The following is a 12,028-nucleotide window of genomic DNA, read 5'->3' on the forward strand; positions in this document are numbered from 1 at the left end:
GCGGAGGTTGTATTCGGCAGCATCGCATGACGCTAGGACGGAGCAAGCCTAAAGTCTGGTCCGTCCGGTCCGATTTCTGATGCCTTTTGCGCCAGCGATGGATGCCTCAGGGAAGCAGAACCGTCGACCCCGTGGTGCGCCGCCCTTCCAGATCGCGATGCGCCTCGGCGACGTCGGCGAGCTTGTAGCGTTGATCGACCGCGATCTTCACCACACCGGAACCAACCACCTCGAACAGGTCGGCGGCATTGGCCAGCAGCGCCTCCCGCGTGGCGACATGCGTGAACAGCGTCGGCCGTGTCGCGTAGAGCGAGCCCTTCTGCGACAGGGCCAGCAGGCTGAAATTTTGGATCGCGCCGGAGGCATTGCCGAAGCTGACGAACATGCCGCGCGGGCGTAGGCAGTCGAGCGAGGCCGGATAGGTCGCTTGCCCCACGCCGTCATAGACGACGTCGCACAGCGCGCCCTCGGTGATCTCCTTGACGCGAGCGACGAAATCCTCCTCGCGGTAGTTGATGACATAGGCGGCACCATTGGCGCGGGCGAGCTCGGCCTTCTCTGCCGAGCCGGCGGTGCCGATCACCGTGGCGCCGAGATGCGTCGCCCATTGGCACAGGATGAGCCCGACGCCGCCGGCCGCGGCCTGAACAAGCACGGTCTCGCCGCCCTTCACGGGGTATGTCTGGCGCAGCAGATAGCGGGCGGTCATGCCCTTGAGCATCATTGCCGCGGCGGTTTCGTCGGGGATGGAGGAGGGAAGCTTCACCAATGGCGCCGCCGGCATGATGCGCTCGGAGCAATAGGCGCCCAGCGATGAGCCATAGGCGACGCGATCGCCGACCTTGAACTCGGTGACGCCCTCGCCGACCTCGACGATAACACCCGCCGCCTCATTGCCGGGAATGAAGGGCATGCCCTGTGGGGCGGGGTAAAGCCCACTGCGGAAATAGGTGTCGATGAAGTTGAGGCCGATGGCGGTATGGCGGAGCCGGACCTCGCCGGGACCGGGGCTGCCGAGGGTAATCTCCTCATAGCGCAGGACCTCGGGGCCCCCGACTTCATGAACACGTACCGCCCACGCCATGGCCAACTCCTAAGCTTTCGTGCGGGTCTCAGATATCGCCGGACGGGGCCTCGCCACCGCGTCGGCGGAACGGGATCAGCCCGAACAGGAGGAAATACAGGGCGCACAGGCATAAACCGCCAATGACCCAGCCCGACGGTTGCAGGTCCTCGACCACGGCGACCATGGCCAGCACCGCCCAGAGCGCCAGCAGGCCGATGGTGAAAAGGCGCAGGCGCAGGACACGGAAGGGATGGACGAACTTGATCGGCAGGAAGGTCGCGACCGACAAGCCCAGAATGATGGCGGCGATCAGCCAGGAGTTCATCGGCACGAGGAAGAAATAGAACACGACGAGGTTCCAGACGGCCGGGAAGCCCTGGAAATACAGGTCGTCGGTCTTCATCTGCGTGTCGGCGAAATAGAGCGCGCTGGTCAGCAGGATCGCCGCGCTCGCCGGCACCGCCATCCAGGTCGGCATCAGCCCGCCCATGGCGACCGCGAAGGCGGGGACCAGCACATAGGTCAGGTAGTCAACCACGAGGTCGAGCGTCTCGCCCGACCAGCGCGGCAGCACTTCCCAGACCCGCGCACGGCGCGCCATGGTGCCGTCGATGCCATCGACGAAAAGGGCGATGCCGAGCCACGTGAACATCAGCGCCCAGTGGCCCTCCACGGCGGCGATGAGCGCGAGCAGGCCGCAGACCGCGCCGGAGGCGGTGAACAGATGCACGGCGAATGCGAGCGTCTGCTGACGCTTGGGACGCTCTGCCATCAGCTTGCCAGCAAGCGACTTGGACGAAATCGCCACTGCTTCTCCTCCTGCGACCCGCCGTAGCAGGGTCGATCCAATAGCTCTCCGCCGGCATATAACATTTGCGCGCATTCGTACGCATTGTCAGGCGATGTTGCCCTGCTTATCCCACACTCCGGCGTGAGCTTACAGCCCCCGCCATACCGTGCATTTGGAGGCCGAGATGACAGCCGGAACGGAAACCGAACGCCGCGTCGCGGTTGCGGGTGGTGGGGCGAGCGGCCTGATCACCGCCCTCGCCCTCGCCGCCGATGGCATCGACGTCACGCTGGTGGCTCCGGCACGGGCGCCCGATCCGCGCACGACGGCGCTGATGGACGGCTCGGTCAAGGCGCTGGAGGCTCTTGGCGTCTGGACCCTTCTGAAGCCCAATGCGGCGCCGCTGCGCATTATGCGGATCATCGACGGCACAAAGCGGCTGCTGCGCGCGCCGCAGGTGGATTTCCGCTCCAGCGAGCTTGGGCTGGAAGGCTTTGCCTGGAATGTCGAGAACGAGGCGCTTCTCGCGGCGCTCGACGCCGTGGTCGCCGAGCAGGGCCGGATCCGGCGCGTTGAGGCCAGCGTGACACAGGCGGTCGATCATGGCGACCATGTCGAACTGTCTCTGGACACTGGCGAGACCGTGCAGGCCGCGCTGGTCGCGGCTGCCGACGGACGCAACTCGCCTTGCCGCCGGGCTGCGGGGATCGACATCCGCACCCGCGAATACCCGCAGGTGGCGGTGACGGCGACGCTCGCCCATGAACGTCCGCATGGCGACATATCGACCGAGTTCCATACCGAAACCGGCCCGCTCACGCTGGTCCCCCTGCCCGGCCGCCGCAGCAGCATCGTCTGCGTGGTGTCGCCACGCGAGGCGGAGGAACTGATGGCGCTGGATGATGGCGCGTTTTCACGCCGCATGGAGCGCAAGGCGCACTCGATCCTCGGACCGATGCGGCTCGATTCGCCCCGTGGCAGCTTTCCCCTGAGCGCACGCACTGCGACGCGCTTTGCGAAGGGGCGCATCGCTCTTATTGGCGAGGCGGCTCATATCATTCCCCCTATTGGCGCGCAGGGGCTCAATCTCGGCATTCGCGACGCGGCGACGCTCGCCGAACTGGTGCTCGTGGCTTGGCGCGCGGGAGAGGATATTGGCGGCGTCGGTGTGACCGATCCTTATGAGCGCCGCCGCCGGGCCGATGTGGAGAGCCGCACCGCCGCCGTGGACCTCGTCAACCGCTCGCTGCTGACCGGCTTCCTCCCGGTGGCGGGGGTGCGGGGGCTCGGTCTGTGGCTGCTCGGCCGTTCGCCGCTGCTGCGCAGGGCGGTAATGCGCGAGGGTGTCGGGCCGACGCGGGACGTGCCCCGGCTGCTCACCGGCGAGGCCGTCTGAGCGATCAGTTCAGGCCGTGCGGCAGCATGTCGTGCTGCAGGGCGTAGAGCATCAGCGTCACGGTGAGTACCGACACCACCGTGCCGATCAGCACGCCACCGGAAGCGCCCTGCACATAGGTCTCGTACTGCTTGGCCATGATGAAGGCGTTGAGGGCCGGCGGCAGGCTGGCCATCAGCACGGCCGTTGCGATCCACACCGGCTCGAACCCGCCGATCGTGGTCAGTACCAGCCACACCAGCGCGGGGTGCACCACCAGCTTGATGAGCAGCAGCACCGGCACCTCGCCCTGCATCCGTTCCATCGGCCGCAGCGCGACCGAGACGCCGAGGGTGAACAGAGCGCAGGGCGCGGCAGCGTTGCGCAGGAATTCCAGTGTCTTCTCGATGGCGGCCGGCGGCTGGAACTCGATATAGGCGGCGAAGACGCCGAGAAAGGTGGCGACGTTGAAAGGGTGCGTCACCACGCGGCGCAGCACCAGCAGCAGCGTCGCGGAAAGGCGCCGCTGGTCGCGCCCGCCGATCGCCATCATGATCGGCACGATGGTGAAGAAGAACAGGCTGTCGAAGACGAAGATCAGCGCCGTCGGCACAGAAGCGCCCAAGCCGAGCGCGCCGAGCGTCAGGCCCGGCCCCATGTAACCGACATTGGAGTAGGAGCCGAGGATAGCGGCAATGGTCGCCTCGGGTAGATTGCCACGGCGTAGCCACAGCCCTACCGTCAGCGACAGGGCAAAGCAGGCGGCCGTCGACAGCGTGGTGGCGGCGATGAACGTTCCATTGGTCAGTTCACGGAACGGCGTGCGCGCCACCAGCGAGAAAAACAGTGCCGGCAGCGCGACATAGATGATGAAGAAGCTGAGCCAGGCAAGGCCGCTTTCCGGGATGCGCGCGAGCCGGCCGCATCCCAGCCCCAGGAAGATGACGCCGAAAAACGGAAGTGCTAACGCTAGGACCTCGGCCATTGGCGTTGGCTATCGGCTCCCCGGAGGGCGGTCAATCGGTCTTTTGGTGGCGCGGACGGACACGCGGAAAGGCGAGCGGGCATGCGTGTTGCATCGCCCCTCCGCCGCCGGATCCGGCATGGCAGATGACGCAACGGCTTTGGCTGCTGCGAGATAGGACGGGCGGATGATGAAGGAGCGCAATGCCAAGTATCGGATCGGACAGATTGTCCGGCACCGGCATTATCCCTTCCGCGGCGTCGTCTTCGACGTCGACCCCGAATTCTCCAACACCGATGAATGGTGGGATTCGATCCCCGAGAACATCCGCCCCTCGACCAAGGACCAGCCCTTTTATCACCTGCTGGCGGAGAATTCGGAGACCGAATACGTCGCCTATGTCTCCGAGCAGAATCTGGAGCTGGACACGACCGGCGAGCCGGTGCGGCACCCTCAGGTGCGCGAGATGCTGGCGGCCGATGGTGATGGCGGATGGCGCGTGCGCAGCGAAAGGCTGCAATAGGTCGCGAGCCTGCCGTCGTTGAAAACGAAAACGCCCGGCGCGAGCCGGGCGTTGCTGTCTCAGGAGAGGCCCTGCGGCATTACTGCGCGGGCTGGCCGCTTTTCAGCTTCTCGGCGCCGAGCTTTTCCAGACCGGCCTTGGTCTGCTGCTCGCGCGCATCGGCTTCCGCCTTCAGTGCTTCCTGACGGGCCTTGACCTGGTCCTGGATCTTCTTGACCTGCTCCTCGAACGCCTTCGGGTCGGTCTGCGGGCCGTCATAGACCTTGGCGAACTCGCCGAGGCCGATCGGGTAGGAGATGACGCGGCCGACAGAGTTGGCGACCTGCAGCGTCAGGCCCGGAGCCTTCTTCATGCGGTCGATGAAGGCCTGATCGATCTGGATGTCGCCGCGGCAGACCTGCTGGTCGCACATGATGAAGGTGCCGAGGATCGGCTGCTCATTGGCGAGCGCAACCCGGAAGCCGTTGCGCAGCAGCAGGCCGGTCGGGAAGGCCACGACGAAGGCCTTCTTCGGATCATCCTTCACCTCGAAGATGCCAAAGCGCACCAGGAACTGCCCGGTATCGGTGATGATGGTCTGCTCCATGTTGCAGACCTCTTTCTTGATCGAGGGCTCCTCGCCGCAACGCTTCACCCACGGAATAGGCAGCGCCGGGATCTGGGCCTGCTGCGGAGCCTGCTGGGCCTGAGCGGGGGCCGCCTGCTGCTGGCCGTTGGCGGCCGGCTTCTGGGCGGGCTTGGCGGGCTGCGTCTGCGCGAAGGCGGTGCCGGTCAGCGACAGCACCATAACGGCGCCGGCGACATGGCGCGCGAGAGTCGAGCGGTTGATCATATCGAATTCCTGTCGTTCGGCCCGCAATCAGGAGCGGATGTCGGACGCCTCTGCGCCATCTCGGGAACGAGGGCTGTCTCAAGCCCAATTGAGGCGACAGAGTGACCCGGTGGAAGTTGAATCTCTTCGATCGTGCTAGACATTCTCGTGTATGCGCGAGTCGAATCTGTGACCAGGGAAGCGGAAGCGTGACCGATATCGCCCGCCGCGCCTTCATACGCAATGCCGTAATTGCTGGCGGCGGCATCCTGATGCCGCTTCTCCGGCCTGTCACGGTGGTGGCGCAGGGGCAGCCCGTGGCCCGACACGGCATCGCCATGCATGGCGAGCCCGCTTATCCCGATGGTTTCTCCCATTATGCGAGCGTCAATCCCGAGGCACCCAAGGGTGGCCGGCTCACCCAGGGCACGGTCGGCAGCTTTGACAGCCTGAACCCCTTCATCGTCCGTGGCACGGCCCCGCCCTTCATCCGCTGGAACCTCGTCGAGAGCCTGATGGCCCGCTCGCCGGACGAGGCCTTCACCTGCTACGGCCTGCTGGCCCGCAGCGTGGAGACCGACGAGGCCCGCAGCTATGTCGCCTTCGAGGTCGACCCGAGGGCGCGCTTCTCCGACGGCACGCCGGTTACGGCACAGGACGTGCTGTTCTCCTTCAACCTGCTGCGTACCAAGGGCCGGCCCAATCACCGCAGCTATTACGGCAAGGTGGCGAAGGCCGAGGTGACGGGTCCGCTCGCCATCCGTTTCACCTTTGCCGGGGTGGACCGCGAACTGCCGCTCATCATGGCGCTGATGCCGGTGATGGCGCGCCACGCCGTGGACGAGGCGACGTTCGACCAGACCAGTTTCACGCCGCCACTGGGCAGCGGACCTTACAAGCTGAGCGAAGTACGGCCTGGCGAGACAGTGATCCTGACGCGTAACCCGGATTATTGGGGCCGCGACCTACCGGTCAATCGCGGCAACCACAATGTCGATACGCTGCGCTACGATTTCTATCGCGACGTTAACAGCCAGTTCGAGGCGTTCAAGCGCGGGCTCTACGACATCCGCTTCGAGACCGATCCCGGACGCTGGAAGACCGGCTACGCCATTCCCGCGGTGCGCGACGGACGCATCGTGCAGGAGGAGATCGAGACCGGGATGCCGAAACCCTATTCGGCCCTGATCTTCAACATGCGCCGGCCGATCTTCGCCGATGCCCGCGTGCGGCAGGCCATGGTCGAGCTGTTCGACTTCGAATGGGTGAACGCCAACCTCTATTTCGGCCTCTACCGGCGTAATGGCAGCTTCTATGACGGCTCGGAGCTGTCGGCGCGCGATCGCTCCGCGGGAGCGCGCGAGCGGGAGTTGCTCGCCCCCTTCCCCGATGCGGTCCTGCCGGAGGTGATGGACGGCACCTGGCAGCCGCCGGCGTCGGACGGCTCGGGGCGCGACCGCACCCGGCTGAAGACGGCGCTGGATCTGTTCGCCGCCGCCGGCTGGGAGCTGAAGGGCGGCAAGCTCACTGGCGCGGATGGACGCGCCTTCGCGCCGGAACTCGTCGTCGGCACCAAGGATCAGGAGCGCCTCGCCCTCGCCTATCAGAACATGCTGCGGCGCGCGGGCGTGACGCTGAACATCCGGCTCGTCGACAATGTGCAGTTCGAGAGCCGCAAGCAGACCTATGATTACGACATGGTGCCGTATATCTGGGACCAGTCGCTCTCGCCCGGCAATGAACAGGCCTTCTATTTCGGCTCGGCAGCGGCCGATGTGCCCGGCACGCGCAATTTCATGGGTCTCAAGAGTCCGGCCGCCGATGCCATGATCGAGGCGCTGCTGGCCGCGCGCGAGCGGGCGGATTTCGTGTCGGCGGTCCGCGCGCTGGATCGGGTGCTGATCTCGGCGCGCTTCTCGGTACCGCTGTTCTACACGCCCGGCCAGTGGGCGGCGCGCTGGCGGCAGATCCACCGGCCCGAGCGCGTGGCGCTGAGCGGCACGCTGGCGGAGAGCTGGTGGCGCGAACCGGGAAGCTGAACCTGCCCGGCACGCCTCACGGTTTCGTTGACGTTGAACCAAACAAGCTCTGGACAGGCCCGACGGAAAAGGTTCCTTAGGGGCGTGTTGCCATGGAGAACCGGACGGCGCTGCCTTTGGCAGTTCCGTCGCCCACGGCGACGCTGCTGTTTTCTCGGAGTTGTCTCAATGCGTTACGCCGCTTGTCTGGTGATCGGTTGGCTTGCCTTGGGCGCGCTGCCCGCAAGCGCCCAGTCGTCGATCACCGTGCATCCCCAGCCGCAGCCGGGTGGTTCGGGCGGCATGGAAATCAAGATTCCGCCGCTCAACAACCCGAACTATCTCGACTATGGCCCGCTGCCGGACAAGCCCGGCTCCGACCATAGCCAGGATTACATGAACCAGGCCGGCGGCAATTCGCCGGATATGTCCGGCCCCGGCTCGGATGTCGACGCCGACGTGATGCCCGACAGCGACGGCGCCTATGACGGCCCGATCTCGGGCACGCCGTTCTGATCGATTGAGGAAAAGCATGGGCGGTCTCAGGCCGCCCGCGCTCCCTGCTCGGCGATCTTCGCCAGTTCCTTGAGAATGCCCGCCGTGCCCTTCAGGCGCGCATTGGCGTTCGGCCAGTCCTCCGAGAACACCACCTTGCCGTCCGGGCGCATCTTCGCCACCACATGCGGCTTGCCGACATAGGTGATGAAGCCGGCCGGGTTCGGGAAACGCCCGTCGCGGAAGGTGAGCACCGCCCCGCGCGGGCCGGCATCGACCTTCTCCACATTCGCCCGGCGGCAGAACGCCTTGATGCTGACGAGCTTGAGCAGTTGCTCCACTTCCTCGGGCAGCGTGCCGAAGCGGTCGACCAGTTCCGCCCCCATCGCCTCGATCTCCCCATCCGTCTCCATGTCGGCAAGCCGCCGGTAGAGGGTGAGACGGACATGCAGATCCGCCACATAGTCCTCGGGGATGAGAACCGGGGTGCCGATGGAGATCTGCGGCGACCATTTGTCGGCGGTCGGCGCGGTGATGCCGGCCTTGAGGTTGGCGATCGCCTCCTCCAGCATCTCCTGATAGAGCTCGTAGCCGACCTCCTTGATATGGCCGGACTGCTCGTCGCCCAGGAGGTTGCCGGCGCCGCGAATGTCCAGGTCGTGGCTGGCCAGCTGGAAGCCGGCCCCCAGCGTGTCCAGCGATTGCAGCACCTTGAGCCGCCGCTCCGCCTGCGTGGTGAGCGCCTTCTCGGTTGGCAGGGTGAAGATGGCGTAGGCGCGCGTCTTCGAGCGCCCGACTCGTCCGCGCAACTGGTAGAGCTGGGCAAGCCCGAACATGTCGGCACGGTGGATGATCAGCGTGTTGGCGGTGGGTATGTCGAGGCCGGACTCGACGATGGTGGTCGAGAGCAGCACGTCGAACTGCCCGTCATAGAAGGCGGACATGATCTCTTCGAGCTGCGTCGCCGCCATCTGACCATGGGCGACCGCCACCTTCACCTCGGGTACCTGCTTGTCGAGGAAGTCCTTCACCTCGCCGAGGTCCTCGATGCGCGGGCAGACATAGAAGCTCTGGCCGCCGCGATAGCGTTCGCGCAGCAGCGCCTCGCGCACGATCAGCGGATCGAACGGGGTGACGAAGCTGCGCACCGCGAGGCGGTCCACCGGCGGCGAGGCGATGATGGAAAGCTCGCGCACGCCGGTCATGGCGAGTTGCAGGGTACGCGGAATGGGCGTCGCGGTGAGGGTCAGCATATGCACCTCGGCGCGCAGCTGCTTCATCTTCTCCTTATGGGCGACGCCGAAATGCTGCTCCTCGTCGATGATGACGAGGCCGAGATCACGGAACGAGATCGCCTTGCCCAGCAGCGCATGGGTACCGACCACAATGTCGACCGTGCCGTCGGCGAGGCCCTTCTTGGTCTCGCTCATCTCCTTGCCGGTGACGAGGCGCGAGGCCTGCCGCACCACGACTGGCAGCCCCTTGAACCTCTGCGAGAAGGTCTTGAAATGCTGGCGCGCCAGCAGCGTGGTCGGCACGACGACGGCGACCTGCTTTCCGTTCAGCGCCACCGCGAAGGCGGCGCGCAGCGCCACCTCGGTCTTGCCGAAGCCGACATCGCCACACACCAGCCGGTCCATCGGGTGGCCGGAGCCGAGATCGTCGAACACCGCGTCGATGGCGGCTTCCTGATCCTCGGTCTCTTCATAGGGGAAGCGGGCGCGGAACTCGTCATAGATGCCGGCCGCCGGGACAAGGCGGGGCGCCTCGTGGAGCTGGCGCTGCGCCGCGATCTTGATCAGCTCGGCCGCCATCTCTCGGATGCGGCTCTTCATCCGCGCCTTGCGCGCCTGCCAGCCGCCGCCACCCAGCCGATCGAGCTGGGCCTCGGTGTCCTCGGAGCCGTAGCGCGAGAGGAGTTCGAGATTTTCCACCGGCAGGAACAGCTTGGAGCCTTCCGCATAGTGGATTTCGAGGCAGTCATGGGGCGCGCCCATCGCCTCGATGGTCTTCAGCCCGATGAAGCGGCCAATGCCGTGGTCGACATGGACGACCAGATCGCCCGCCGTCAGCGAGGTCAGCTCGGCGATGATGTCCTGCGCGCGACGCGCCTTGCGCTTGGGGCGCACCAGACGGTCGCCGAGAATGTCCTGCTCGCCGATGACCACCAGATGGTCGGTCTCAAACCCGTTCTCGATGCCGAGCACGGCAAGACCGATCGTGCCCTTGGGCAGGGCCTCGGCGGCATCGCGGGTGCCGACCGTCTGCGTGCCCTTGAGGCCGTGATCGGCCAGCACCGTGGACAGGCGGTCGCGCGAGCCGTCCGACCACGCCGCGAGAATGGTGCGCTTGGTTTTCGCCTGCGCGCGCAGATAGGTGACGGCGGCATCGAAAAGCTGCGCTTCGGGGTCGGCGCGTTCGGGCGCGAAGGAGCGCGCCGGATGCCCATCAAGATCGAGCACATCCTTGGAGGGCGGCAGCGCGAAGGCGGAGAGTGCCACCTTGGCGGCGACAGCGTTGCGCTGCTCCCATTCCTTGGCGGTGAGGTAAAGCGCGTCCGGCGGCAGCGGCTTGTAGGGCGCGCCGGTGCTGTGCTCCATGCCGTGGCGGCGGGCATCGTAATAATCGGCGATCTGGTCGAGCCGGGACGCCGCCGCCTCGCCGCCCTGCGCTTCCATGACGATGGGGGCGTCGGGGCAATAGTCGAACAGCGTGTCCAGCCCGTCATGGAACAGCGGCAGCCAATGTTCCATGCCGGCATAGCGGCGGCCTTCGCTGACCGCCTCATACAGCAGGTCGCCGCGTTGCGCCGCGCCGAAGCGGGCGACATAGGCCATGCGGAAACGCCGCATCGTCTCGGTGGTGAGCTGCAACTCGCTCATCGGCACGAGGTCGAGCGAGCGCAGCTGCATGGCCGTGCGCTGCGTCTCGGGATCGAAAGAGCGGATCGATTCCAGCGTGTCGCCGAAGAAGTCGAGCCGCACCGGCGCCGGCAGACCCGGCGGGAACAGGTCGATGATGCCGCCGCGCACCGCATATTCGCCGGTATCGCGTACTGTGGAGGTCCGCTGGAAGCCGTTCACCTCCGCCCAGCCGGTCACCTCGTCGAGGGCGAGCGCGTTGCCCGGCGCCGCCGAGAAGGACTGCGTGGCCACCAGCGCGCGGCTGGGCACGCGCTGCAGGGCTGCGTTGACCGTGGTGAGCACGATAGTGCCGGCCTCACGCCCCTTCACCCGCGCGAGGCGGGCCAGCGTCGTCATGCGCCGTGCGACCACCGGCCCGTTGGGCGAGGCGCGGTCATAGGGCAGGCAGTCCCAGGCAGGGAACGGCAGCACCTCGACGCCGGGCGCGAAGAAGTCGAGCGCGCGCTCCAGTTCCGCCATACGCTCCGTATCGCGGCAGATGACCAGCAGGGTCGGCCACGGCGCCTTGTCCTGCGCGGCGAGGGCGCGGGCAAGGTCGGCGACGACGAGCCCCTCCATGCCGGTGGGCACGTTCGCCAGGGAGAGCGTGCGGCCCGGCGCGAGGCGGGAGGAGATGGTGGCGAGCGGAGAGCCGAACGGGGTCTTCATAGGTTGGGAATGCCCTCACCCGACAGATGAAACTGCCGGAAGCGGTGAAAGATCGGGGTGTCAAAGGCCGGGTCCGGCACGCCGCTGTTGATCCAGCCGAACAGATCGGGATCCTCGACCTCGATCAGCTCCTCGAAGGCGGCGACCTCCTCCTCGCTCATCTCGCCGATCATGGCATCGGCGAAACGGCCCATCAGAAGGTCCATCTCGCGGGTGCCGCGATGCCAGGAGCGGTAGAGGATACGACGACGGCGGGCATCGAGCCCGGCGCTCGAACGGGTGGTTCCGGTCATGTCTGCACGATGCTCCAATGGCACGTGGCCGCGGAAGGCGGTGTCTTTAGCGCGCCGCGCGGCTGCTGTCAGGTAGACCTTGCGAAAAGGCGGTCAAGGCCGTGACGGAATAGGTGGCTTA

The 12,028-nt window shown here is 66.4% G+C and carries 10 protein-coding genes; 4 read left to right on the plus strand and 6 right to left on the minus strand.

From position 1 onward, the window contains the following. Positions 1-106 precede the first annotated feature (106 nt). Positions 107-1,084 (minus strand): quinone oxidoreductase family protein, encoded by a 978-nt coding sequence (locus KIP89_RS04810; protein ID WP_213754264.1) that lies wholly within the window; start codon positions 1,082-1,084, stop codon positions 107-109. Positions 1,085-1,112: 28 nt separating this feature from the next. Beyond that, on the minus strand, positions 1,113-1,874 hold the full coding sequence (locus tag KIP89_RS04815; protein WP_213754265.1) for a CDP-alcohol phosphatidyltransferase family protein: 762 nt from the start codon (positions 1,872-1,874) through the stop codon (positions 1,113-1,115). A gap of 166 nt (positions 1,875-2,040) precedes the next feature. Between KIP89_RS04815 and KIP89_RS04820 the strand changes: the two genes are divergently transcribed. After that, positions 2,041-3,252: a UbiH/UbiF family hydroxylase gene (locus tag KIP89_RS04820; RefSeq protein WP_213754266.1), complete on the plus strand. Its 1,212-nt coding sequence runs from the start codon at positions 2,041-2,043 to the stop codon at positions 3,250-3,252. Positions 3,253-3,256: 4 nt separating this feature from the next. On the opposite strand, the gene KIP89_RS04825 is transcribed toward KIP89_RS04820, so the two are convergent. Further along, on the minus strand, positions 3,257-4,216 hold the full coding sequence (locus KIP89_RS04825; protein WP_213754267.1) for an AEC family transporter: 960 nt from the start codon (positions 4,214-4,216) through the stop codon (positions 3,257-3,259). A gap of 166 nt (positions 4,217-4,382) precedes the next feature. On the opposite strand from KIP89_RS04825, the gene hspQ reads away from it, so the two are divergent. Next, positions 4,383-4,718 carry a heat shock protein HspQ gene (hspQ, locus tag KIP89_RS04830; RefSeq protein WP_213754268.1) on the plus strand — a complete coding sequence of 112 codons (336 nt, stop codon included), beginning with the start codon at positions 4,383-4,385 and terminating at the stop codon, positions 4,716-4,718. Positions 4,719-4,797: 79 nt separating this feature from the next. Here hspQ and KIP89_RS04835 read toward each other — a convergent pair whose 3' ends face one another. Next, complete coding sequence (locus KIP89_RS04835; RefSeq protein ID WP_213754269.1) at positions 4,798-5,550, minus strand: invasion associated locus B family protein; 753 nt, start codon at positions 5,548-5,550, stop codon at positions 4,798-4,800. Positions 5,551-5,867: 317 nt separating this feature from the next. Between KIP89_RS04835 and KIP89_RS04840 the strand changes: the two genes are divergently transcribed. After that, complete coding sequence (locus KIP89_RS04840) at positions 5,868-7,568, plus strand: extracellular solute-binding protein (RefSeq protein WP_213754514.1); 1,701 nt, start codon at positions 5,868-5,870, stop codon at positions 7,566-7,568. A gap of 168 nt (positions 7,569-7,736) precedes the next feature. After that, on the plus strand, positions 7,737-8,063 hold the full coding sequence (locus KIP89_RS04845; protein ID WP_213754270.1) for a hypothetical protein: 327 nt from the start codon (positions 7,737-7,739) through the stop codon (positions 8,061-8,063). A gap of 26 nt (positions 8,064-8,089) precedes the next feature. On the opposite strand, the gene mfd is transcribed toward KIP89_RS04845, so the two are convergent. Together mfd and KIP89_RS04855 are read right to left on the minus strand one after the other, a co-directional pair. After that, positions 8,090-11,614 (minus strand): transcription-repair coupling factor, encoded by a 3,525-nt coding sequence (mfd, locus tag KIP89_RS04850; RefSeq protein ID WP_213754271.1) that lies wholly within the window; start codon positions 11,612-11,614, stop codon positions 8,090-8,092. Then, positions 11,611-11,907, minus strand: a complete 297-nt coding sequence (locus KIP89_RS04855) for an FAD assembly factor SdhE (protein ID WP_213754272.1) — start codon at positions 11,905-11,907, stop codon at positions 11,611-11,613. Before KIP89_RS04855 ends, mfd begins: the two co-directional genes overlap by 4 nt. Positions 11,908-12,028: the final 121 nt, after the last annotated feature.

The sequence above is a fragment of the Ancylobacter radicis genome, from assembly GCF_018449475.1.
Taxonomy (GTDB): domain Bacteria; phylum Pseudomonadota; class Alphaproteobacteria; order Rhizobiales; family Xanthobacteraceae; genus Ancylobacter; species Ancylobacter radicis.